This window comes from Pseudomonas sp. ANT_J28 (genome assembly GCF_008370005.1).
Lineage (GTDB): Bacteria > Pseudomonadota > Gammaproteobacteria > Pseudomonadales > Pseudomonadaceae > Aquipseudomonas > Aquipseudomonas frigoris.
Genome location: NZ_VOBM01000008.1, coordinates 132,865 through 156,957, shown reverse-complemented (window position 1 = coordinate 156,957; position 24,093 = coordinate 132,865). Strand labels below are relative to the sequence as shown.

Annotated in this window: 23 protein-coding genes; 15 read left to right on the top strand and 8 right to left on the bottom strand. The window is 59.6% G+C overall.

From position 1 onward, the window contains the following. Positions 1–129: 129 nt before the first annotated feature. From FQ187_RS07940 to ccoM, 3 genes are all read left to right on the top strand, one after another. On the top strand, positions 130–471 hold the full coding sequence (locus tag FQ187_RS07940; protein WP_149629043.1) for an aspartate-semialdehyde dehydrogenase: 342 nt from the start codon (positions 130–132) through the stop codon (positions 469–471). Positions 472–543: 72 nt separating this feature from the next. Next, a complete protein-coding gene (locus FQ187_RS29915; RefSeq protein WP_095128014.1) occupies positions 544–705 on the top strand; it encodes a hypothetical protein in 162 nt (53 codons plus the stop codon). A 144-nt stretch (positions 706–849) separates the two neighbouring features. Next, positions 850–963: a cytochrome c oxidase subunit CcoM gene (gene ccoM / locus FQ187_RS30710; protein ID WP_010462558.1), complete on the top strand. Its 114-nt coding sequence runs from the start codon at positions 850–852 to the stop codon at positions 961–963. Positions 964–1,108: 145 nt separating this feature from the next. On the opposite strand, the gene FQ187_RS07935 is transcribed toward ccoM, so the two are convergent. From FQ187_RS07935 to FQ187_RS07925, 3 genes are all read right to left on the bottom strand, one after another. Beyond that, positions 1,109–2,584, bottom strand: a complete 1,476-nt coding sequence (locus FQ187_RS07935) for an inorganic phosphate transporter (RefSeq protein ID WP_149629042.1) — start codon at positions 2,582–2,584, stop codon at positions 1,109–1,111. 375 nt (positions 2,585–2,959) lie between these two features. Then, positions 2,960–3,160 (bottom strand): hypothetical protein, encoded by a 201-nt coding sequence (locus FQ187_RS07930; protein WP_149629041.1) that lies wholly within the window; start codon positions 3,158–3,160, stop codon positions 2,960–2,962. Between the two features lie 47 nt (positions 3,161–3,207). Further along, positions 3,208–3,471, bottom strand: a complete 264-nt coding sequence (locus FQ187_RS07925) for a hypothetical protein (protein WP_149629040.1) — start codon at positions 3,469–3,471, stop codon at positions 3,208–3,210. Between the two features lie 355 nt (positions 3,472–3,826). On the opposite strand from FQ187_RS07925, the gene pcaR reads away from it, so the two are divergent. The 11 genes from pcaR (at position 3,827) to pcaC (ending at position 14,584) form a co-directional block, all read left to right on the top strand. Beyond that, positions 3,827–4,669 (top strand): pca regulon transcriptional regulator PcaR, encoded by an 843-nt coding sequence (gene pcaR / locus FQ187_RS07920; protein ID WP_008147316.1) that lies wholly within the window; start codon positions 3,827–3,829, stop codon positions 4,667–4,669. A 128-nt stretch (positions 4,670–4,797) separates the two neighbouring features. Continuing rightward, entirely contained in the window at positions 4,798–6,144 is a 1,347-nt protein-coding gene (locus tag FQ187_RS07915; RefSeq protein WP_149629039.1) for an MFS transporter, read from the top strand. A 173-nt stretch (positions 6,145–6,317) separates the two neighbouring features. Further along, positions 6,318–7,175, top strand: coding sequence for a CoA transferase subunit A (locus tag FQ187_RS07910; protein ID WP_007947285.1), 858 nt, complete (start codon positions 6,318–6,320; stop codon positions 7,173–7,175). Next, the gene (locus FQ187_RS07905) at positions 7,175–7,954 is read left to right on the top strand and encodes a CoA-transferase subunit beta (RefSeq protein WP_149629038.1); all 780 of its coding nucleotides are present in this window, start codon (positions 7,175–7,177) and stop codon (positions 7,952–7,954) included. The genes FQ187_RS07910 and FQ187_RS07905 overlap by 1 nt, the downstream gene beginning before the upstream one ends. Beyond that, positions 7,951–9,156: a 3-oxoadipyl-CoA thiolase gene (pcaF, locus tag FQ187_RS07900; RefSeq protein ID WP_178122688.1), complete on the top strand. Its 1,206-nt coding sequence runs from the start codon at positions 7,951–7,953 to the stop codon at positions 9,154–9,156. Before FQ187_RS07905 ends, pcaF begins: the two co-directional genes overlap by 4 nt. A gap of 37 nt (positions 9,157–9,193) precedes the next feature. Next, the gene (pcaH, locus tag FQ187_RS07895; protein ID WP_129441815.1) at positions 9,194–9,898 is read left to right on the top strand and encodes a protocatechuate 3,4-dioxygenase subunit beta; all 705 of its coding nucleotides are present in this window, start codon (positions 9,194–9,196) and stop codon (positions 9,896–9,898) included. 1 nt (position 9,899) lies between these two features. Then, on the top strand, positions 9,900–10,466 hold the full coding sequence (gene pcaG, locus FQ187_RS07890) for a protocatechuate 3,4-dioxygenase subunit alpha (protein ID WP_149629036.1): 567 nt from the start codon (positions 9,900–9,902) through the stop codon (positions 10,464–10,466). 194 nt (positions 10,467–10,660) lie between these two features. Beyond that, positions 10,661–11,968 carry an MFS family transporter gene (locus tag FQ187_RS07885; RefSeq protein WP_149629035.1) on the top strand — a complete coding sequence of 436 codons (1,308 nt, stop codon included), beginning with the start codon at positions 10,661–10,663 and terminating at the stop codon, positions 11,966–11,968. A gap of 45 nt (positions 11,969–12,013) precedes the next feature. After that, positions 12,014–13,378, top strand: a complete 1,365-nt coding sequence (locus tag FQ187_RS07880; RefSeq protein ID WP_149629034.1) for a 3-carboxy-cis,cis-muconate cycloisomerase — start codon at positions 12,014–12,016, stop codon at positions 13,376–13,378. 11 nt (positions 13,379–13,389) lie between these two features. Beyond that, on the top strand, positions 13,390–14,181 hold the full coding sequence (gene pcaD / locus FQ187_RS07875; RefSeq protein WP_149629033.1) for a 3-oxoadipate enol-lactonase: 792 nt from the start codon (positions 13,390–13,392) through the stop codon (positions 14,179–14,181). 10 nt (positions 14,182–14,191) lie between these two features. Then, the gene (pcaC, locus tag FQ187_RS07870; protein WP_033060940.1) at positions 14,192–14,584 is read left to right on the top strand and encodes a 4-carboxymuconolactone decarboxylase; all 393 of its coding nucleotides are present in this window, start codon (positions 14,192–14,194) and stop codon (positions 14,582–14,584) included. Between the two features lie 69 nt (positions 14,585–14,653). On the opposite strand, the gene FQ187_RS07865 is transcribed toward pcaC, so the two are convergent. The 4 genes from FQ187_RS07865 to emhA all read right to left on the bottom strand — a co-directional run bounded on the left by FQ187_RS07865 (position 14,654) and on the right by emhA (position 21,989). Next, positions 14,654–15,913 (bottom strand): OprD family porin, encoded by a 1,260-nt coding sequence (locus FQ187_RS07865; protein ID WP_149629032.1) that lies wholly within the window; start codon positions 15,911–15,913, stop codon positions 14,654–14,656. A 293-nt stretch (positions 15,914–16,206) separates the two neighbouring features. Continuing rightward, positions 16,207–17,667 (bottom strand): efflux RND transporter outer membrane subunit EmhC, encoded by a 1,461-nt coding sequence (gene emhC / locus FQ187_RS07860; protein WP_149629031.1) that lies wholly within the window; start codon positions 17,665–17,667, stop codon positions 16,207–16,209. After that, complete coding sequence (gene emhB, locus FQ187_RS07855) at positions 17,664–20,828, bottom strand: efflux RND transporter permease subunit EmhB (RefSeq protein WP_149629030.1); 3,165 nt, start codon at positions 20,826–20,828, stop codon at positions 17,664–17,666. Before emhB ends, emhC begins: the two co-directional genes overlap by 4 nt. Positions 20,829–20,831: 3 nt before the next feature. Beyond that, positions 20,832–21,989 carry an efflux RND transporter periplasmic adaptor subunit EmhA gene (gene emhA, locus FQ187_RS07850; protein ID WP_149629029.1) on the bottom strand — a complete coding sequence of 386 codons (1,158 nt, stop codon included), beginning with the start codon at positions 21,987–21,989 and terminating at the stop codon, positions 20,832–20,834. Between the two features lie 265 nt (positions 21,990–22,254). Between emhA and emhR the strand changes: the two genes are divergently transcribed. Beyond that, entirely contained in the window at positions 22,255–22,887 is a 633-nt protein-coding gene (gene emhR / locus FQ187_RS07845; RefSeq protein ID WP_074874205.1) for an efflux system transcriptional repressor EmhR, read from the top strand. Between the two features lie 152 nt (positions 22,888–23,039). Here emhR and FQ187_RS07840 read toward each other — a convergent pair whose 3' ends face one another. Continuing rightward, entirely contained in the window at positions 23,040–24,089 is a 1,050-nt protein-coding gene (locus tag FQ187_RS07840) for an alkene reductase (RefSeq protein WP_149629028.1), read from the bottom strand. Positions 24,090–24,093 lie beyond the last annotated feature (4 nt).

Sequence of the window (24,093 nt, the reverse complement as noted above, 5' to 3'; positions counted from 1 at the left end):
ACGTTAGTCCAACGATGCAGCGCTTGCAGGTCGGGGCACCTATTCGTGCCAAACGGGTCACAGTTTGCGACCGATGGCTCAAGTCGGCATCCCCGCAGCCGACAGCCTGCTGACAGGAGACTAATAATTATGCTGCCACCGATGCTCCCCTTGAGTGCCGTGCCAATCACCTCACAGCAGGATCCGATTCGTCAGCGGCCGGATATTCCCCCCGTGGTGCCGGTGCAGGAAAGTTCCAGCGAAAGCACCATCGACCTGCAACAGCGCGATCCGGAAGAGGCGGCGTTTCAGCTGCGCGAGGAACAGCGCCGCAAGCAAGAGCGGGAGCGACGCCGCCGTGAGGCGGATGAAGATCCCGAGGAACATCTGGCGGTGCCCGGTGACGAGCTTAATGCCGACAACACCGTGCCGGTCGCGCCGTTGATGGAAGATCAGCCGCGCCAAGGGTTGTGGGTCGATATCCAGATTTGAGGTTGCGGCTGGTCAGCGCTGCTGCCAGACCTCATTATTGCGACAAACCTGCCAAACGATGTACTGAGCACCATGAGCCAAGACGACAAACTGATCGACCTCAATGCCGAACGCGCCAAGCGGGTTCATGACCTTAATGAAAAGCGCCTGAACGAAGTGCGCCAAGCGTTCGAGCACGCCATGCCGTTGGGTAAAGCGAAGAAAAAACCGAAGAACAAACCGAAAAAGCGTTGAAACACCCTGCATCGGTTGATGCAGGTCAGTTATTTCCCCTCCTTTACGCCCAGTCTCGGGCGACATTGATCCCGGTCAATTTCTTCTCCTGTCTGATTGGTTAACTTAGCCTCATCGCAACAAGGCAAGTGCAGGAGGCCAGTCATGTTTTTCGACAACGTGGTGATCGCCGGAGTGCTGACAGTCGGCCTCATGGTTCTGTTTTTTGCAGGGTTTGGATTTTTTATCTGGAAGGATTCGCATAAGCGCAAACCGTAGGTCTTTCTGGAAGCAATGAGCACGCAAGGCATTTTGGGCAACTTCGGTTGCCCTTTTTTTTGTGTCTGAAAATCTATCTATACCGAAATGCCGGCAATAAAAAGGCGCGAACCTCACGGAACGCGCCTTTTTTAGCCGCGATACATCAGCTGCCCAGTGCCTTCGACGCCAGCCAGAACAGGCCGGCCGATAGGGCCACTGTGGCTGGAAGGGTCAGGACCCAGGCCAGCAGGATGGTTTTGACGGTGCCACCTTGCAGGCCGCTTTTATTGGCGACCATGGTGCCGGCCACGCCCGACGACAGGACGTGGGTGGTGGAAACCGGCAGGCTGAAGATGTTGGCCAGGCCGATCATGCATGCGGTGGTGATCTGTGCAGACATGCCTTGAGCGTAGGTCATGCCTTGCTTGCCGATCTTCTCGCCGATGGTCAGAACCACGCGTTTCCAGCCGACCATGGTGCCCAGGCCGAGTGCCAGAGCGACCGCCAGAATCACCCAGAACGGGGCATATTCTGTGGTGGTTGTCAGGTCTTTGCGCAGCTTGTCCAGGTCAGCCTTTTCACGGGCGTTGAGGCCAGGCAGCTTGCCGACTTTCTTCGCCGTGTCGTCCAGGCAGAGTAGATAACGACGCACTTCGATGCGGCTTTCAGACGGCAGCGAGTGGTAGTCGGCTACACCTTTAAGGGTGCCGAGCAGGGCGGTGATGGTCGGCTCGGTCTGTTGCGGGTTGCAACGGAACTTCTCCGGCAGATCGCCTTCCACGCTTTTGCCCAGGGCCAGGTACTCACCCAGCGTTTCGGCATTGCGCTTGTAGAACTGACTCAGGTGCAGGGTCGCATCGCGGGTCCGCTCGATCTGGTAAGTCGTGCTGCTCAGGTCGAGTACGAACTGCGCCGGCACTATACCGATCAGCACCAGCATGATCAGGCCGATGCCTTTCTGGCCATCGTTGGAGCCGTGCACGAAGCTCACGGCCATGGCCGAAATGACCAGCACCAGGCGGTTCCAGAACGGCGGGTGTTTCTTGTCGTCGATCTTGCGGCGCTGTTCCGGCGTCTTGTGCATCTTCGACAGTGGACGCCACCATTTAAGGCCGATCAATATCAGTGCGGCGACCAGGAAGCCCGCCATCGGCGAGAACACCAGGGAGGCACCGATATCGATCGCCTTCTGCCAGTTCACGCCATCGGCCAACGGAATGTCGTTGATCAGGGCGTTGGCCAGGCCGACACCGAGGATCGAACCGATCAGCGTGTGGGAGCTGGAGGCGGGGATACCGAAGTACCAGGTGCCCAGGTTCCAGGTAATGGCGGCGGCAAGCAACGAGAACACCATGGCCAGCCCGTGACCGGTGTTCACATTGATCAGCAGCTCTACCGGCAGCAGGTGGACGATGGCATACGCCACGCCCACACCGCCCAGCAGCACGCCGAGAAAGTTGAACACACCGGAAAAGAACACCGCCAGATGAGGCGGCATGGCTTTGGTGTAGATAACAGTGGCCACCGCGTTAGCGGTGTCATGAAAGCCGTTGATGAACTCGAAGGCGAGGACAAAGGCCAGGGCGAGCAAGAGGCTCACAAGCACCCAAGCATCTAGTCCGCTGAATAAATCGATCATGAAGGTTTTCTGACCCGGTCGTAAGGGGGCGCGATTATGCCAGAAAAGACTGCTAATCGATGCACTAGGTGCTCATCGGTAACATTCTTCAATGAATTAATTTGTGGCAGCACCCCAAGCCCCAGGTTTTTACTGGGTTTTGCAAGTCATTGAGTTTCTTTGAAAAGGCCGCAGCCACAAGGCGTCCTCTCGTAGGAGCAAGAGGTTTTAACGCTTGTGTGAAATATCTGAAAAGAGGGCCAGACATGCGCCATTTGCCTCATCCGGTGGGTGAGGTGGCCGCTGCCCGCTCGTAGCGGGCGCGAAAGGCATCATCGATACATCCCGTTTTTACCGGGTGCAGACGCAGACCCTTGAAAGGATTCAGGCGACGGCTTATGGCTCTTCGGCTTTGAGTTCCTTTTCCATTTTCTGCAATTCTTGAGTGAAAGCCTGATCCTGAACGGTGGCGCGTTTACGCCAGGGTTTGCGTTCCGGTTCGGGCTGAGCGGCGTAGGTGGTGACTTCCCCGCCGTAAACTTCCTTGTAACGTTGTTCCTTGCGCTCAAGTTCCGCGCGCAGTTCGTCTTTCGTCACAGTGCTACCTGATTGAGTTGAGATAAATTCTGGTGAAACGCGCTGCATCAAATGTATTTGACCACGCTCGCCGAAAGGACAAGACCCGCAAAGGGATCATTTTTCACGGCATTGCGATCAATTACTTCCATGTTGCAGGCGGCCACGGCACCAGAGATAAACAGCTGACGTAGCATCAGTTCCTGTTCCAGCGAACGCCTTGGCCAAGCATATGAAATAATGTCAGGCGCTTGCTGCGGGTAACGGCGATGGAACATCGCGCTACCGGTGGCGGAATCGGCAATTAAAAACCGGACACCACTGAATTGCATTATAGCGGTCGATTCGAAGAACACTATCGCCAAAGAGTTAAAAGTGGGTCTTGATGTGTGATTGTTTTGTTACTCGCAACTTGATACGGCTAACTAGGTCGTACGGCGGAACGACGTTACAGTGATGCCTTTCTGACGCCATTAAGTCGAACAAGTTAGGACAATTACATCGACCCTTCTAGTCTGCGTCAGAGCCAGTGTAAAAACAGGTGAAAGCCCGTTGAATAATCGGCTGGTCCGATTGCGATTATCGGTCGACGGTTCGATAATCGAACAGTCTTGGCTGTCCGGGGTTGTGTGAGGGACCGGCTGACGCTTGTAATAGCCGCTGAACCGTGTGGGAAAAGGACCTTATATGAACGATCAAATGCGCAATTCCTTCGCTTCAGTGGCGCCGCCGATCGTTGCCTCGCCCGCCAAGCGGATCCAGGCACTGACCGGTGACCCGGATTTCATGACATCCCTGGCCCGTGGCCTGGCCGTGGTGCAAGCGTTCCAGGAGCGCAAACGTCATCTCACCATCGCACAGATCAGTCACCGCACGGAAATTCCCCGCGCCGCTGTGCGACGTTGCCTGCACACGCTGATCAAACTCGGCTACGCCACCACCGACGGCCGCACGTATTCGCTGCTGCCAAAAGTACTTACGCTTGGCCATGCCTATGTGTCCTCGACGCCGCTGGCGGTTTCCGCTCAGCCCTACCTGGACCGCATGAGTGAGCAACTTCATGAAGCCTGCAACATGGCCACTCTGGAGGGCGATGACATCTTGTACATCGCTCGTTCGGCCACCACCCAGCGACTGATTTCCGTTGACCTGTCGGTGGGTGGACGTCTGCCGGCCTATTGCACCTCGATGGGGCGGATTCTTCTCGCGGCGCTGGACGATACGTCACTGCGCGAGTACCTCGACCATGCAGAGCTGCAAGCCAAGACCAGCCGAACCCTGCACACCCCCGAGGCGTTACTCGAATGCCTGCAAGAGGTGCGGCAGCAAGGCTGGTGCATCGTCGATCAGGAGCTGGAACAAGGCCTGCGCTCGATTGCCGTTCCGGTGTACGACGCTTCCGGCCAAGTGGTCGCGGCGCTAAATGTCAGTACCCACGCCGGCCGAGTCAGCCGCAACGAGCTGGAACAACGTTTCCTGCCCGGCCTTCTGAGCGCGAGTCGCGACCTCAGCGCGCAACTCTTCGCCTAAGCTGTTCGATAAACGCACAGAGTCGCGTTTATCGAATTGACGCTCTTTCCCCAAGATCACTAATGTCGCGGCAGCGCCAGCCTTGGCTGGCTCCCGTCCGACTGCGTTCTTTGCGTGGAATAAAAATAATGAACCAGCCCCAGTCTGCTGTAGGAAACTGCCTCGACGTGCAGTCCTTCATCAATGCTCAACCCATTTCGCGCTACCAATGGCGAGTGGTGATCCTGTGTTTCCTGATTGTTTTCCTCGATGGCCTCGACACGGCGGCCATGGGCTTCATCGCGCCCGCCCTGTCTCAGGATTGGGGCATCGACCGCGCCAGTCTCGGCCCGGTGATGAGCGCGGCGTTGATCGGCATGGTCTTCGGCGCACTGGGTTCTGGCCCATTGGCCGACCGCTTCGGGCGAAAAGTCGTACTGGTAGGCGCGGTGCTGTTGTTCGGCGCGTTCAGCCTGGCTTCGGCTTACAGCACCAACGTCGATCAGCTGCTGGTACTGCGTTTCCTCACCGGCCTGGGCCTTGGCGCCGGCATGCCGAACGCCACGACGCTGTTGTCCGAATACACCCCGGAGCGCAAAAAATCCCTGCTGGTGACCAGCATGTTCTGCGGTTTCAACCTCGGCATGGCCGGTGGCGGTTTCATCTCCGCCAAACTGATTCCAGCCTTTGGTTGGCACAGTCTGCTGCTGATCGGCGGGATTTTGCCGCTGATCCTCGCCGTCGTATTGCTGTTCTGGCTGCCGGAATCGGCGCGTTACCTCGTCGTCCGCAATCGCGGGACTGACAAAGTGCGCAAGACCCTGGCGCCCATCGATCCAATCGTCGTCGCCCAGGCTTCCAGCTTCAGCGTGCCGGAACAGAAAAACGTGAAGGCCCGCAACGTGTTCGCAGTGATCTTCTCCGGCACTTACAGCACCGGCACCTTGTTGCTGTGGCTGACCTACTTCATGGGGCTGGTGATCGTTTATCTGCTGACCAGTTGGCTGCCGACGCTGATGCGTGACAGCGGCGCGAGCATGGAGCAGGCGGCATTCATTGGTGCGTTGTTCCAGTTTGGCGGGGTATTGAGTGCGGTGGGCGTGGGCTGGGCGATGGACCGGTTCAATCCGCACAAGGTTATCGGCATTTTCTATCTATTCGCCGGGGTATTTGCCTACGCGGTAGGGCACAGCCTGGGCAACATCACGCTATTGGCGACGTTGGTGCTGGTGGCCGGGATGTGCGTCAACGGCGCGCAATCGGCGATGCCTTCACTGGCGGCGCGGTTTTATCCGACGCAGGGGCGGGCGACCGGGGTGTCGTGGATGCTCGGGATTGGCCGCTTTGGCGCGATCCTTGGTGCTTGGATGGGCGCAACCCTACTGGGCCTGGGCTGGAACTTCGAGCAGGTGCTGACCGCGCTGGTGATTCCAGCGGCATTGGCGACCACGGCAGTGGTGATCAAGGGCATGGTCAGCCATGCGGATGCGACTTGAGTCCAGGGTTCTGGTGATCGGTAGCCAGACAACAATCTGTTCGATAAACGAACACTCAGTCGATTATCGGATTGTTTGGCGTTTTTCAGGGGCTTACTCTTCATTCATTCCGGCGCTGCGCATCGCGCCTTTTTCTTCCACTGTCGGTTCATAACAAAACGGGAGCCTGCCCCATGGCTGAAATCCTTTCGCTGCACGACGCGGTGAAGCAATTCGTTAACGACGGCGATACGGTCGCGCTCGAAGGCTTCACACACCTGATCCCTACGGCGGCGGGTCACGAAATCATTCGCCAGGGCAAGAAAGACCTGACCCTGGTGCGGATGACGCCTGACCTGATCTACGACCAGTTGATCGGCGCCGGTTGTGCTCGCAAGCTGATTTTCTCCTGGGGCGGTAACCCGGGTGTCGGTTCGCTGCATCGCCTGCGTGACGCCGTCGAGAAGCAGTGGCCGCACGCGCTGGAAATCGAAGAGCACAGCCACGCCGACCTGGCCAATGCCTACGTCGCTGGCGCTTCCGGCCTACCGTTCGCGGTGCTGCGTGCCTACGCCGGCTCCGACCTGCCAAAGGTCAACCCGCTGATCAAGACGGTCACCTGCCCATTCACTGGCGAAGTGCTCGCGGCCGTGCCTTCGGTGCGCCCGGACATCACCGTGATTCACGCGCAGAAAGCTGACCGCAAAGGCAACGTTTTGCTCTGGGGCATTCTCGGCGTGCAGAAAGAAGCCGCACTGGCCGCCAAGCGCTGCATCGTTACCGTCGAGGAAATCGTCGACGACCTCAATGCACCGATGAACTCCTGCGTTCTGCCGACCTGGGCGTTAAGCGCGGTCTGCCACGTTCCCGGCGGTGCGCATCCGTCTTACGCTCACGGCTACAACGAACGTGATAACCGTTTCTACCAGGCTTGGGACCCGATTGCCCGCGACCGTGAAACCTTCACCGCGTGGATCAACGAGTACATCCACGGCTGCGCTGACTTCAGCGAGTTCCAGGCCAAACTGGCCGCTGCTTCGGAGGCCAAGTAATGACTTACACCACCAATGAAATGATGACCGTCGCCGCTGCCCGCCGTCTGAAAAACGGTTCGGTGTGCTTCGTGGGCATCGGCCTGCCGTCGAAAGCCGCCAACCTGGCGCGTCTGACTTCCTCGCCGGATGTAGTCCTTATCTATGAATCGGGTCCGATCGGTGCCAAGCCGAGCGTACTGCCGCTGTCGATCGGTGACGGTGAGCTGGCGGAAACCGCTGACACCGTCGTCCCGACCGGTGAGATTTTTCGCTATTGGTTGCAAGGCGGGCGCATCGACGTCGGTTTCCTCGGCGCCGCGCAAGTCGACCGCTTCGGCAATATCAACACCACCGTGGTGGGCGACTACCATCAGCCGAAAGTTCGCCTGCCGGGTGCTGGCGGTGCGCCGGAGATCGCTGGCTCGGCGAAAAGCGTGCTGATCATCCTCAAGCAGTCGGCGCGTTCCTTTGTCGACAAACTCGACTTCATTACCTCGGTCGGCCATGGCGAGGGCGGTGATTCGCGCAAGCGTCTCGGCCTGCCGGGCGCCGGTCCGGTCGGCATCATCACTGACTTGTGCATCATGGAGCCGGAAGCGGATACCCATGAATTCGTGGTCACCGCGCTGCACCCAGGGGTGACCCGTGAACAAGTGGTCGCCGCAACCGGTTGGGCGATTCGCTTCGCCGAGCATGTTGAAAACACTGCTGAGCCGACCGAGGTTGAACTGAAGGCGCTCAGGGATCTGGAAGCCCGCACCGCAGCCGCCCACGGCCAAGCACCCGGAGAAGCCTGATGCGTGACGTTTATATCTGCGATGCAATTCGCACCCCCATCGGCCGTTTCGGCGGTGGCCTGTCGGCGGTTCGCGCCGACGACCTGGCCGCCGTACCGATCAAGGCACTGATGGAGCGCAACCCTTCGGTGGACTGGAACGCAGTGGACGAGGTGTTCCTCGGCTGCGCCAACCAGGCCGGAGAAGACAACCGCAACGTGGCGCGCATGGCGCTGTTGCTGGCGGGCCTGCCGGAAACCATTCCGGGCGTGACCCTCAATCGCCTCTGCGCCTCGGGTATGGATGCCATCGGCACTGCATTTCGGGCGATCGCCAGTGGCGAGATGGAGCTGGCGATTGCCGGCGGCGTCGAGTCAATGTCCCGCGCACCGTTCGTGATGGGCAAGGCTGATGCGGCGTTTTCGCGCAACATGAAGCTGGAAGACACCACCATCGGCTGGCGTTTCATCAACCCGCTGATGAAAGCCCAATACGGCGTGGATGCGATGCCGCAGACCGCCGACAACGTGGCTGATGATTACGAAATTTCCCGCGAGGATCAGGACGCTTTCGCACTGCGCAGCCAGCAACGGACAGCCGCCGCGCAGGCCGCAGGATTTTTCGCCGAAGAAATCGTTGAAGTGCGCATTGCCCATAAGAAGGGTGAAAGTGTCGTCAGCCAGGATGAGCATCCTCGCGCCGACACCACGCTGGAAACCCTGGCCAAACTCAAACCGGTCAACGGTCCTGACAAAACCGTCACCGCCGGGAATGCCTCGGGCGTGAACGACGGTGCGGCGGCGTTGATTTTGGCGTCCGCCGAAGCGGTGAAGAAACACGGCTTGACCGCCCGCGCCAAAGTGCTGGGCATGTCGAGTGCCGGTGTTGCTCCTCGGGTGATGGGCATCGGCCCGGTGCCTGCGGTGCGCAAACTGACCGAACGTCTCGGCCTGGCCGTCAGCGATTTCGACGTGATCGAACTCAACGAAGCGTTCGCCAGCCAGGGTTTGGCGGTGCTGCGGGAGCTGGGGCTGGCGGACGACGCGGCCCAGGTCAATCCGAACGGTGGCGCCATTGCCTTGGGCCATCCGTTGGGCATGAGCGGCGCCCGCCTGGTACTGACCGCGCTGCATCAGCTGGAAAAGACCGGTGGCAAGAAAGGTCTGGCAACCATGTGCGTCGGCGTGGGCCAGGGTCTGGCCTTGGCGATCGAACGGGTCTGACGCGCAGCGTTGATGAATAAGAACTGAGGAATGCTTCATGACTGACAAGCCTGGTTACCGCCGCCCGCAAGAGGGCACCCAGCCGGACTACCTGCACCCGGCCTATCAATCCACCAACCGTCGCTCGCCGTCCAAGCCGTTGGTGTTTTTGCCCCATTCGTTGTCGGAAATTACCGGTCCGACCATCGGTGCTGAGCGCATTCAGGCGCAGGACAACGACCTGACCGCCCAGCACAAGGGCGAACCACTGGGCGAGCGCATCATCATTCACGGCCGCGTGCTGGATGAAGATGGTTTGCCGGTGCCGGGCATTCTGGTGGAGATCTGGCAGGCCAACGCCGCCGGTCGCTACAACCATGATCGTGACTTGCACGACGCGCCGCTGGACCCGAATTTCACTGGCACCGGCCGCACCGTGACCGACGCCGATGGCGGGTACCAGTTCCAGACCATCAAGCCCGGCGCCTACCCATGGGGCAACCACCACAACGCGTGGCGCCCGGCGCACATCCATTTCTCACTGTTCGGGCCGAGCATTCTGACGCGCCTGGTCACGCAGATGTATTTCCCGGGCGATCCGCTGCTGGCGTATGACCCGATCTACAACTGCGTACCGGATACCAGCGCCAAAGAGCGTTTGATCGCCAGTTTCGACCTGGAAAAAACCATCCCTTCCTATGCCCTCGGTTATCGCTGGGACATCGTCTTGCGTGGCCGCGAAGCCACGCCGATGGAGAAATAAGATGACGCTGAATGCGACCACATCCCACACCGTCGGGCCGTATTACCACATCGGCCTGACCTGGCTGAACCGCGAAACCCTGACCGTCGAACACACCCTGGGAGAGCGCGTGGCGATCACCGGGCAAGTCATCGATGGCAACGGCGACGTCGTCAACGACGCAATGCTGGAAGTCTGGCAAGCCAACGCCGCTGGCAAGTATGACCATCCCGAAGACGATCAGGACAAACCCCTGGACCCGAACTTCGAAGGGTTTGGCCGGGTGCCGGTGGATGCGCAAGGGCGCTTTCGTTTCACCACGATCAAGCCGGGCACGGTGGAAGGCTTGAACGGCACGACTCAGGCGCCGCATCTGGTGGTGCTGGTGTTTGCTCGTGGGCTGGTGAAACACTTGCTGACGCGGATTTACTTTGATGGCGAACCGGCCAACGTGGCGGATCCGCTGCTGGAATGTGTGCCGGCAGAACGTCGCAGCACCTTGTTGGCGAAGAAGGATGCGTCCGGTGTGTACCAGTGGAATGTGATCTTGCAGGGCACCGATGCCGAGACGGTGTTCTTCGACTATTGAGTAAACACCACAACCCCTGTGGGAGCGGGCTTGCTCGCGAAGGCGTCGTGTCAGTCGATATCAATGTTGCCTGACACACCGCTTTCGCGAGCAAGCCCGCTCCCACAGGGGGATCTGTGTTGCTAATGCTTCTGTGGAACGGGACTGTTGCAAAGTGTGTCTAGACTCTCACAGTCCCCATTGAGCAAAAAACAATGACAACTGACACCACTACTACTACAGCGCACTACACCGGAGAAGAGCGCAGCAAAAGGATCTTCGCGATTGTCGGCGCCTCGTCCGGCAACCTCGTCGAATGGTTCGACTTCTACGTCTACGCCTTCTGCGCGATTTATTTCGCCCCTGCCTTTTTTCCGTCCGATAACCCGACTGTGCAGCTTGTGAATACGGCTGGCGTATTCGCCGCCGGGTTCCTGATGCGGCCTATCGGCGGCTGGATCTTCGGCCGGCTGGCGGACAAGCACGGGCGCAAGAATTCGATGTTGATCTCGATTCTGATGATGTGCTTCGGTTCGTTGCTCATCGCTTGCCTGCCGACCTACAAGGACATCGGCGTCTGGGCGCCGATCATGCTGCTGTTCGCCCGCTTGATCCAGGGCCTGTCGGTGGGCGGTGAGTACGGCACCACCGCGACCTATATGAGTGAAGTGGCCCTCAAGGGCCAGCGCGGTTTCTTCGCCTCGTTCCAGTACGTGACGCTGATCGGTGGGCAACTGCTGGCGGTGTCGCTGGTGGTAATCCTGCAACAGTTCCTCACTGAGGATGATTTGCGCGCCTATGGCTGGCGGATCCCGTTTGTCGTCGGTGCGTTGGCGGCGTTGATTTCGCTGTTCCTGCGCCGTTCGCTCAAGGAAACCACCAGCAAGGAAATGCGCGAAAACAAGGACGCCGGCAGCATCCGTGCGCTGTTTCGCGACCACAAGGCGGCGTTCATTACCGTGCTCGGTTACACCGCCGGTGGCTCGCTGATTTTCTACACCTTCACCACGTACATGCAGAAGTACCTGGTGAACACCGCCGGCATGCAGGCCAAGACCGCCAGCTACATCATGACCGGCGCGCTGTTCCTTTATATGTGCATGCAGCCGTTGTTCGGCATGCTCGCGGACAAGATCGGCCGACGTAATTCGATGCTGTGGTTCGGCGCTCTGGGGACGTTGTTCACCGTGCCGATCCTGCTGAGCCTGAAAAGCGTCAGCAGTCCGTTTCTGGCGTTTGTGCTGATTACTGTAGCGCTGGCGATCGTCAGTTTTTACACCTCCATCAGTGGCCTGGTAAAAGCCGAAATGTTCCCGCCGGAAGTGCGCGCCTTGGGCGTCGGCCTGGCGTATGCGGTGGCGAATGCAATCTTCGGCGGTTCGGCGGAATACGTGGCCCTGAGCCTCAAAGCCGGGGGCATTGAAAACTCCTTCTACTGGTACGTGACGGTGATGATGGCGGTGGCGTTCCTGTTCAGCCTGCGCTTGCCGAAACAGGCGAAGTATTTGGAAAACGACCTTTGATCTTCACCCGTGGGCCTGACCGGCCCACGCCTCCAGGGACTGTTTATGAACGAGCGACCGGGCAATCAATTGTTCGATGCCTATTTCACTGCCCGCGACATGCGTGAGGTGTTCTGCGATCAGGGTCGGGTTCAAGCGATGCTTGATTTTGAAGCGGCGCTGGCCTGGGCCGAGGCGCGGGTCGGGCTGATTCCGCAAACGGCTGTCGCGTCGATTGAAGCGGCCTGTCAGGCCGGGCATTACGACTTCGCCGCTCTTGGCGAGGCGATTGCCACGGCCGGCAATTCGGCGATTCCGTTGGTTAAGGCGCTGGGTAAACAGATTGCGGCCAGCAACGCCGAAGCCGAGCGCTATGTGCATCTGGGCGCGACCAGCCAGGACGTGATGGACACCGGTCTGGTGTTGCAACTGCGTGGCGCGCTGGAGCTGATCGAAAGCGATCTGGCTCAACTGGGCGAAATCCTCTCGACCCAATCCCAGCGCTATGTCGCCACACCACTGGCCGGACGCACCTGGTTGCAGCACGCGACGCCCGTCACCCTCGGTATGAAAATCGCCGGTTGGCTGGGCGCTGTCACTCGCAGTCGTCAGCGCCTGCGGGAACTCAAGCCGCGACTGCTGGTGCTGCAATTCGGCGGCGCCTCTGGAACCCTCGCGGCCCTCGGCGAGCAGGCAATGCCGATTGCCCAAGCGCTGGCTGAAGAATTGAAACTGACACTGCCGGATCAACCTTGGCACACCCAGCGAGACCGCTTGGTGGAGTTCGGCTCGGTACTGGGATTGATCGCTGGCAGTCTCGGCAAACTGGGCCGTGACATCAGCCTGTTGATGCAGTCCGAAGCCGCTGAAGTGTTCGAACCCTCGGCGCCGGGCAAGGGTGGTTCTTCGACCATGCCGCACAAACGCAACCCGGTGGGCGCGGCGGTGTTGATCGGTGCTGCGACGCGCGTTCCGGGTTTGCTCTCGACGCTGTTCAGCGCCATGCCTCAAGAACACGAGCGCAGCCTGGGCCTGTGGCATGCCGAGTGGGAAACCCTGCCGGAGATTTGCTGCCTGGTGTCCGGCAGCCTGAAACAAGCGTTGCTGGTGGCGGATGGACTGGAAGTGGACGCCGAGCGCATGGCCCGCAACCTTGATCTGACCCAAGGGCTGGTGCTCGCCGAAGCGGTGAGCATCGTCCTCGCTCAACGAGTGGGGCGCGACACTGCGCACCATTTGCTGGAGCAATGCTGCAAGCGAGCAGTGGCTGAACAACGTCATCTGCGAGCGGTGCTCGGCGACGAGCCGCAAGTAACCGCCGAACTGTCGAATGCTGAACTCGATCATCTGCTGGACCCCGCCCATTACCTCGGTCAGGCCCATACCTGGGTCGAGCGAGCGGTGGCTGAACATTCTGCGTTGACTGCCTGAAGGAGATTGCTGTGGCTTTCGTACAACTCGCCGAGGGCGAACTGCATTACCAACTCGATGGACCGGCTGATGCGCCGGTGCTGGTGCTGTCCAACTCGCTGGGTACCGACCTGCACATGTGGGAGGCGCAAGTTGCGGCGTTCACCGAGCATTTGCGCGTGCTGCGTTTCGACACCCGCGGGCATGGCAAATCGCTGGTCACGCCGGGGCCGTACAGCATCGAGCAACTGGGCCATGACGTGCTGGCGCTGCTGGATGCCTTGCACATCGAGCGCGCGCATTTCTGCGGTCTGTCCATGGGCGGGCTGATTGGTCAGTGGCTGGGGATCAACGCTGGCGATCGGCTGAACAAACTGGTGGTGTGCAACACCGCGGCAAAAATCGGCGATCCGTCGGTGTGGAACCCGCGCATTGAAACCGTGCTGCGTGACGGCCCGGCCGCCATGGTCGCCTTGCGTGATGCGTCGATTGCACGCTGGTTCACTGCGGTTTTTGCTGAAGCCAATCCTGCTGCCACGAAGAAGATTACTGACATGCTCGCCGCCACCTCGCCTGAAGGTTATGCCGCGAATTGTGCCGCCGTGCGCGATGCCGATTTCCGCGATCAGTTGTCCTCGATCCAGGTGCCGCTGCTGGTCATCGCCGGCACCGAAGACGCGGTCACGCCGCCGTCCGGCGGGCACTTCATTCAGGAACACGTACAGGGCGCCCAGTACGCCGAGTTCTACGCCGCGCACCTGTCCAACGTTCAGGCCGGTGCTGCGTTCAGCGACCGGGTGCTGGAATTTCTGTCAGACCATTGAGGGGCTTTTTGTGGACGAGAAACAACGTTACGACGAAGGCCTGAAAGTCCGCCGTGCCGTACTCGGCGACGCCCATGTCGACCGCAGCCTGAACGCGCTGACCGAGTTCAACTCGGAGTTTCAGGAAATGATCACCCGTCACGCCTGGGGCGACATCTGGACCCGTCCGGGACTGCCGCGCCATACCCGCAGCCTGATCACCATGGCCATGCTGATCGGCATGAACCGCAACGAAGAACTCAAACTGCACCTGCGTGCCGCCGCCAACAACGGCGTGACCCGCGGCGAGATCAAGGAAGTGATCATGCAGAGCGCGATCTACTGCGGCATTCCGGCGGCGAATGCGACGTTTCATTTGGCGGAGTCGGTGTGGGATGAGTTGGGGGTTGAATCGCGGGAGTGATCTTCTGGATTTATGTTGTCTGAGCTGACGCCATCGCGAGCAAGCTCGCTCCCACATTTAGTCCTGTGTTTACAGCAGGCTGATCGGATAGCTGACGATTAACCGGTTCTCATCGAACTCGTTGTTGCTGTAGTCGCGGCGAATGGTCGAGTTGCGCCATTTGACGTTCAGGTCTTTGAGCGCTCCGCTCTGCACGGTGTAACCCAGTTCGCTTTCGCGACCCCATTCCTTGCCGTCGGTGATGGTACCGGTGTGGACGTTGTCGCCGCTGATGTAGCGGTTCATCAGGGTCAGGCCGGGAATGCCGAGGGCGACGAAGTTGTAGTCATGCCGTACCTGCCAGGATTTTTCTTTCGCATTGTCATAACTGGCGTTGTAACTGTCGTTGGCCAGGGTGCCGCCGCTGGTGCCGTTGACCCGCATCCAGGCGTTGTCGCCGGTGAGTTTTTGCAGGCCGACATAGAAGGTGTTGCCGCCGTATTTGGCCGAGAACAGGCCCGACCACGTCTTGTTGTCCAGCTCGCCGGCCCGTGCGCTGCCGTCATCCTTGCCGTAGAAAAAATCGAGGTTGGCGCCCAGGGTCCAGTCGCCGATGGGCTGGCTGTGGATCAGATTCACGTACTGCTGGCTGTAGATGTCCTTGAGTTCGGCGTTCCACAAACCGATCTGGGTGCGCTTCTCGTTGAAGACGTATTCGCCGCCCTGAAAGTTGAAGCGGTCGGAGGTGAACGCTGGTTTTCCGGTCATCGACATGTCGCTCATGCTGCTGTCATTGCGCGGGCTGTTGGCGCGGAATTGGCCGCCATAGAGCGTCAGGCCGTTGATTTCCTTCGAGGTGATCTGGCCGCCGCGGAAGGTTTGCGGCAGGGAACGACCGTCGTCCGAACGCAGGATCGGCAGCACCGGCATCCATTCGCCCACCTTCACTTCGGTCTGCGACAGCTTGGCCTTCAACGCCACGTTGGTGCGCCCGAAGTTATCCGCCGGGCGACCGTCGTGATCCAGCGGCAGCAACTGCGTACCGCCGGTGCCTTTACCGCCGTCGAGTTTCACCGAGTACAGCCCCAGCACGTCCATGCCGAACCCAACGGTGCCCTGAGTGAACCCGGACTTGGCGTCGAGAATGAAACTTTGTGTCCACTCTTCTGCCTTGCCCTGAGCTTTGGTCGGGTTGGTGAAGTTGCGGTTGATGTAGAAGTTGCGCAGGTTCAGGTTGACCTTGGCACCTTCGACAAAGCCTGACTCCTCGGCCATGGCGGGCAGAGCCGTACTGGCCAGTGCAACGGCGATGAGGCTGGGGAACCAGTATTGAGTATTGGAAGGTGTCATGTGTTGGGGTCTCTCTAGTTTTTAGGCGTGAAACGGGGCGCTGCCGCAACCTGGGGTCGCAGGCGAAAATTTGAATTCGGGATAAAAACGAACGGGATCAGCCGGACAGGGCAGGGCGCGGGGGCATGGTGTCGAACCTGTTGTTATTGGTCTTGTGCGACGAATGGTGCGGGGGATGAGCGGGATGCTTCAATTGGTTAAAGAGGGTTTTGGGCGATTATCGAACAACAAAAGAGTTTTTCCGGCGCATAAAAAAGCCCACCAATCGGTGGGCTCCTTGTTTTACAGCGCTATCAGAACAACTTCAGCTTCGGCGCTTCTTCTTTCAACGGCTCGTTCTTCGCCGTCTGCTCGTTCCAGCCACCGCCCAGTGCCTTGTACAGATTGACGGCACTGACCAGCTGCGCCAGACGGTCGGTGATCAGCACCTGTTGGGCACTGAACAGCTGGCGCTGGGCATCGAGGAAGGTCAGGTTGCTGTCGACACCAATGCGATAACGACGCTCGGCCAGACGGTAGTAGTCCTGGTTCGCGGTGACGAAATCACGCTGGGCCTGCAACTGATCGGTGTAGGTCTGGCGGGCGGCCAGGCCATCGGCGACTTCCTGGAAGGCCGTTTGAATGGACTTCTCGTAGTTCGCCACGCCGATGTCTTTCTGGATTTTTGAATAATCCAGGCTGGCGCGCAGGCTGCCGGCGTTGAAGATCGGCAGGTTGATCTGCGGCTGGAACAACCAGGTGCCCGAACCGCCCTTGAACAGACCGGACAGGTCCGGGCTCAGGCTGCCGGCGTTGGCCGTCAGGCTGATGCTCGGGAAAAACGCCGCCCGTGCAGCGCCGATGTTGGCGTTGGCGGCTTTCAGGTTGTATTCGGCCTGGAGGATGTCCGGACGACGTTGCAGCAAGTCCGATGGCAGACCGGCCGGCACGTCGCTCAGCAGGTCGTCAGCCAATGGTTTGGCCGCTTGCAGATTGGCCGGGACGCCAGTGCCGAGCAGCAACACCAGGCTGTTTTCATCCTGGGCGACTTGACGGGTGTACTTGGCCCGTTGCGCGCGGGCGTTTTCCACCGAGGTACGCGACTGGGCCAGGTCCAGGGCCGAGGCGACACCCACTTCGTTGCTGCGGGCGGTGAGCTTGTAGCTCTCCTCGAACGCACCCAGGGTGTCCTGGGTCAGTTTCAGCAGTTCCTTGTCGGCCTGCCAGGTCAGATAGGCGTTGGCCACACTGGCCACCAGGCTGATCTGGGTACTGCGTCGTGCTTCTTCGGTGGCGAAGTACTTCTGCAGGGCTTCTTCGCTCAGGCTGCGAATCCGACCGAACAGGTCGAGTTCATAGGCGCTGATGCCGACCGTGGCCGAGTAGGAACTGGTGATACCCGCTTCGCCGGTTTGCGAGGCCCGAGCCGGAACGCGCTGACGGCTGCCGGTGCCGTTGGCCGACACGGCCGGGAACAGATCGGCACGCTGGATGCGGTATTGAGCCGCAAAGGCGTCGATGTTCAGCGCCGCGACACGCAGGTCACGGTTGGTTTCCAGGGCGACCTGGATCAGCTGTTGCAGCGCCGGGTCATGGAAAAACTGCTTCCAGCCCTGTTCGGCGGCAGTCTGGGCAGGCGCCTGGGCCGACGAATACGCCGGACCTTGCGGGTACTGGCCCGCCACCGGTGCTTCAGGCTGCTGATAATCGGGAATCAGCGAGCAGCCGCCGAGCACGAAAGCGGCAACAGCCAGGGAAAGTAGCGACTTGCTCATAAGCCAGCCTCTTTAGAAGGTTCAAGAGCGTCGTCCTGGTCAACAGTTTTGCGCTGTCCCATGGCCGACACGGTGACGAAAAACAGTGGGACCCAGAAGATCGCCAATACGGTGGCGGTGATCATACCGCCAATTACCACCGTACCGATGGCGTGTTGGCTACCCGAGCCGGCCCCAGTGGAAATGGCCAGAGGCACGACGCCGAGGACAAACGCCAGGGAGGTCATGATGATCGGACGCAAACGCATGCGGCAAGCCTCGATGGCGGCCTCCTGCAAGCTCTTGCCCTGTTCATGCAGATCCTTGGCGAACTCGACGATCAGAATGGCGTTTTTCGCTGCCAGACCGATGGTGGTCAACAGGCCCACCAGGAAGTACACGTCGTTGGACAGGCCGCGCAGGCTGGTGGCCATCAGCGCACCGATAATCCCCAGCGGTACCACGAGCACGACGGCTATCGGAATCGACCAGCTTTCATACAGCGCCGCCAGACACAAGAACACCATCAGGATCGACAGCGCGAACAGCGCCGGCGCCTGGGAGCCTGCCAGTCGTTCTTCATAAGACAGACCGGTCCAGGAAATACCGACACCCGCCGGCAGTTTCAGTGCCAGGGCTTCGACTTCGGCCATGGCTTCACCGGTGGAATAACCCGGCGCTGGAGAGCCGAGGATTTCCATTGCTTCTACGCCGTTGTAACGGGCCAGTTTTGGCGAACCGTAGATCCACTCACCCTTGGCAAACGCGGTGAACGGAACCATGGTCCCGGCGCTGTTGCGCACATACCACTTCTTCAGGTCTTCAGGGCTCATGCGCGCGCCCGGCTGGCCTTGTACGTAAACCTTCTTCACCCGACCGCGGTCGATGAAGTCGTTGACGTAGCTACTGCCCAGCGCAATCGACAGGGTGCTGTTGATGTCGGCGATGGTAATGCCCAGGGCACTGGCCTTCTCGTCATCGATTTCCAGCTGGTATTGCGGTTCGTCGTTCAGACCGTTCGGACGCACTTGCGACAGCACTTTGCTCTGCGCCGCCATGCCGAGGAACTGGTTACGGGCAGCCATCAGCTTTTCATGACCGATACCGGCGCGGTCTTGCAGGAACACGTCGAAACCGGTGGCGTTACCCAGTTCGAGTACCGCCGGTGGCGCGAATGCGAACACCATGGCGTCACGGAAGGTGAAGAAATGCTGTTGGGCACGGGCCGCGACTTTGAACACGTTGTTGTCGGCGTTACGTTCATGCCACGGTTTCATCATGATGAACGCCATACCTGAACTCTGGCCACGGCCGGCGAAGTTGAAACCGGTCACGGTAAACACCGAGTTCACCGCATCGCCTTCACCGCCATCCTTGCCGGGCCGCAGCAAGTATTCACGCATCTGGTCCACGACCACCTGGGTGCGCTGGGCCGTCGAACCGGCCGGGGTCTGCACTTGAGCGAACAGTACGCCCTGGTCTTCCTCAGGGAGGAACGAGGATGGAATACGCATGAACAACCAGATCATGCCGACGACGATGATCACGTAGGCCAGCAGGTACGGTGCCTTGTTGCGCAGAATGTTGCCGACACCACGCTCGTAGCTTTTCACGCTACGGTCGAAGTTACGGTTGAACCAGCCGAAGAATCCGCGTTTCGGAACGCCGTGCTCACCCTTGGGAATGGCTTTGAGCATGGTGGCGCAGAGCGCCGGGGTGAAGATCAGCGCGACCAGTACCGACAGGGCCATGGCCGAGACGATCGTAATGGAAAACTGCTTGTAGATCACACCGGTGGAACCACCGAAGAACGCCATCGGCAGCAGTACCGCCGACAGCACCAGGGCGATACCGACCAGAGCACCCTGGATCTGCCCCATGGATTTCTTGGTGGCCTCCTTGGGTGACAGGCCTTCTTCGCTCATGACCCGTTCGACGTTTTCCACCACCACGATGGCATCGTCCACCAGCAAGCCGATGGCCAGCACCATACCGAACATGGTCAGGGTGTTGATGCTGAAACCGAATGCCGCGAGGATCCCGAACGTACCGAGCAATACCACCGGCACGGTCATCGTGGTGATGACCGTGGCGCGGAAGTTTTGCAGGAACAGGAACATCACCAGGAACACCAGCACGATCGCTTCGACCAGGGTTTCAACCACACCCTTGATCGACTCGGTCACCACGGGCGTGGTGTCGTACGGGAACACCACTTCCATCCCTTGCGGGAAGAACGGCTTGAGGCTGTCGATGGTCTTGCGCAGGGCTTTTGCAGTGTCGAGGGCGTTGGCACCGTTGGCCAGTTTCACCGCCAGGCCGGAAGCCGGGGCGCCGTTGAACTGGGCGTTGATGCTGTAGTTCTCACCACCCAAACCGACGTCGGCGACATCTTTCAAGCGAACCTGGGAGCCGTCCTTGTTGACTTTGAGCAGGATTTTGTTGAATTGCTCAGCGGTCTGCAGGCGGGTCTTACCGATGATCGTAGCGTTCAGCTGTGTGCCGGGCATGGCAGGCAGGCCGCCGAGCTGGCCGGACGATATCTGGACGTTTTGCGCGGCGATGGCGGTCTTGACGTCTATCGGGGTCAGGTTGAAGTTGTTCAACTTGGCCGGATCGAGCCAGATACGCATGGCGTACTGGGAGCCGAACACCTGGAAGTCGCCTACGCCGGCTGTCCGCGAGATCGGATCCTGCATGTTGGACACGATGTAGTTGGACAGGTCGTCCTTGGTCATGCTGCCGTCACGCGATACCACGCCGATCACCATCAGGAAGTTTTTCACTGCCTTGGTCACGCGGATACCTTGCTGCTGCACTTCTTGCGGCAGCAGCGGAGTGGCCAGGTTCAGCTTGTTCTGGACCTGAACCTGCGCGGTATCGGAGTTGGTGCCTTGCTCGAAGGTCGCAGTGATCGTCATGGTGCCGTCGGAGTTACTTTCCGAGGACACATAACGCAAGTTGTCGATACCGTTGAGCTGCTGTTCGATCACCTGAACCACGGTGTCCTGCACGGTTTGCGCGGAAGCGCCCGGGTAGGCCACGGAGATGGCGATCGCCGGAGGCGCAATGCTCGGGTATTGGTTGATCGGGAGTTTGAGGATCGATAGTGCTCCGACCAGCATGATTACCAGGGCAATTACCCAGGCGAAAATCGGACGGTCGATAAAAAATCTGGACATGGTTTACTCCCCTTTGCCGCTGGAAGCCTTGTCAGCTACTTTTGCGGGGGCCGGGTTCTTTGCGCCAACATTAGTCGCTTCACTGGCTTTGACTTCAATGCCAGGTTTGACGAATTGCAGTCCTTCGGTGATCAGACGATCACCGGCCTTCAGACCGTCTTCGATCAACCATTGGCTGCCGACAGTGCGGCTGGCCTTGAGCTGACGCAGTTCGACCTTGTTGTCCGGACCGATGACCAGCGCGGTCGGGGTGCCTTTGAGATCACGGGTCACGCCTTGTTGCGGAGCGAGGATCGCCGCGCTGTTCACACCGGCCTGCAACTGGGCGTGTACAAACATGCCTGGCAGCAGGGTGTGGTCAGGGTTCGGGAATACCGCACGCAAGGTCACGGAACCGGTGGTCTGGTCCACCGAGACTTCCGAGAACTCGAGCTTGCCTTCCTGTTTGTACTGACTGCCGTCTTCGAGGGTCAGCTTGACCTTGGCCGCATTGTCGCCAGATTTTTGCAGCCGACCGCTTTCCAGTTCGCGGCGCAGCTCCAGCAGCTCTACCGAAGACTGGGTTACGTCGACGTAGATGGGGTCCAGTTGCTGAATCACCGCCATCGCGTCGACCTGGCCGCTGGTGACCAGCGCGCCTTCAGTCACGGTCGAGCGGCCGATGCGGCCGGAGAGTGGCGCGTAAACCTTGGTGTAGCGCACATTGATCTGGGCGCTTTGCAGGGCGGCTTCCGATTGCAACCGGTTGGCCAGGGCCGTGTCGTATTCCTGACGGCTGACGGCCTGTTCGTTCACCAACTGCTTGTAGCGGTCGGAGATCGACTTGGACTGCTGCAGATTGGCTTCGGCGCTTTTCAGGGTGGCGTCATAAACGGCCGGATCGATCTGATACAACTGCTGGCCGGCCTTGACCTCGCCGCCTTCCTTGAACAGGCGCTTGAGAATGATGCCGTTGACCTGAGGGCGAACTTCGGCGATGCGGTACGCGCTGGTACGGCCCGGAAGCTCGGAGGTCAGGGTGAAGGCTTGAGGTTGCAGAGTAACGACGCCGACCTGAGGGGGTGGTGCGGCAGGTGCCGCCTCTTCCTTTTTGCATCCGCTGAGCAGCGATGCCAAGGCGAGGGCGGTGACCAGAGCGGTAACAGCTGGCTTGAATTGCATGAAAATCCTCGGGTCAGGCGCGCAAATTGCGCACTAGAAATGTGGAAAGGTAAAAAATGTGCGCTGAGTGGATAAGTAGCTTGCTAAGGAATATACTTACGTTCATGGTTGTTTGTAAATACCTTGGCCGCGTATCCACACCGTTACAAATGCCGTTCAAGGGTTCGAATTGTAGGCCGGGGACGACGCCCAAGAACGCTCGCCCCTCTTTTATTCAGCGGATGTTCAGGCATCGCTGAAGCATCCTGATTGAGGTTGTACTGCTATGGTCCGTCGTACCAAAGAGGAAGCTCAAGAAACCCGCAGCCAGATACTGGAAGCGGCAGAAAAAGCCTTTTACGAAAGGGGCGTGGCGCGCACGACACTGGCGGATATCGCTACCCTGGCCGGGGTCACGCGCGGGGCCATCTACTGGCATTTCAGCAACAAGGCGGATCTGGTGCAGGCCATGCTTGATACCTTGCATGAACCGCTGGATGAAATGGCCAAGGCCAGTGAGAGCGAAGATGAACTCGACCCCTTGGGCTGCATGCGCAAACTGCTGATTCATTTGTTTCATCAAGTTGCCCTGGACCCGAAAACCCGACGCATCAATGAGATTCTGTTTCACAAATGCGAATTCACCGATGAAATGTGCGACCTGCGCCAGCAGCGCCGAGAGGTCAGCCTTGATTGCAATGTGCGGATCGCCTTGGCCCTGAGTAATGCGGTCAATCGGGGGCAATTGCCGGAAGACCTCGACACTGCGCGAGCGGCCATCAGCATTCATGCTTATATCGATGGCATCCTGTATCAGTGGCTGTTGGCGCCCGACAGCTTTCAACTGCATATCGACGCCGAGCGGTTGGTTGATACAGGATTGGACATGCTGCGCTTGAGTCCCAGCCTGCGCAAATGAAACAAAATACGTAATGGGGTGCTTTTATATACGTACGCTCCCCAGGTTGGTAGGTAGTGAGCTACCTGATTTGTAGGCATTTTGTGAGTAACCCGGTTGCAAAAAAGCCCCGGCTCTTTCGAGTCGGGGCTTTTTCGTTCAAGGGGGGACGCTTACAACACCGGGTAGTCGATGTAGCCGACCGCGCCCTTGGAGTAAAACAGCTCAGGACGTGGCTCATTCAACGGCGCATCGGCCTTCAAACGTGCTGGCAGGTCCGGGTTGGCAATGAACGGCACGCCGAAGGCCACCGCATCGGCCTTGCCGCTGGCCAACCAGGCGTTGGCGCTGTCTTTGGTGAAGCGTTCGTTGACGATGTACGGGCCGCCGAATGCTTCTTTCAATTGTGGACCCAGGCTGTCGCCATCTTCTTTCTCGCGGGAGCAGATGAAGGCGATGCCACGTTTGCCCAGTTCGCGAGCGACGTAAGTGAAGGTCTCGGACAGGTTGTCGTCGCCCATGTCATGGAGATCGGCACGGGGTGACAGGTGCACACCCACGCGGCCCGCGCCCCAGACTTCAATCGCGGCATCGGTCACTTCCAGCAACAGGCGCGCACGATTTTCCAGGGAGCCGCCATAGTTGTCGGTGCGCTGGTTGGTGCTGCTTTGCAGGAACTGGTCGAGCAGGTAACCATTGGCACCGTGGATTTCCACACCGTCGAAACCGGCAGCCTTGGCGTTCTCGGCACCCACGCGGTAGGCGTCGACGACGTCAGCGATTTCAGCGATTTCCAGAGCACGCGGGGTTGGGTAGTCGGCCAGTGGACGAACCAGGCTGACGTGACCTTTTTGCTGGATGGCGCTCGGTGCAACCGGCGTTTCCCCGTTGAGGTACGACTCGTGGGAAACCCGGCCGACGTGCCACAGTTGCAGGAAGATTTTGCCGCCTGCGCCGTGGATCGCTTTGGTTACGTTGCTCCAGCCGCGTACTTGGTCGTTGGACCAGATGCCCGGGGTGTCCGGGTAGCCGACGCCCATCGGCGTGACCGAAGTGGCCTCGCTGAGGATCAGGCCGGCCGAGGCGCGCTGCACGTAGTACTCGGCCATCAGCGCGTTTGGCACGCGGCCTTCGTCGGCGCGGCAGCGGGTCAGCGGCGCCATGATGATGCGGTTGGCCAACTCGAGGTCGCCCAGTTTGATCGGATCGAAAATAGTCGTCATAAAA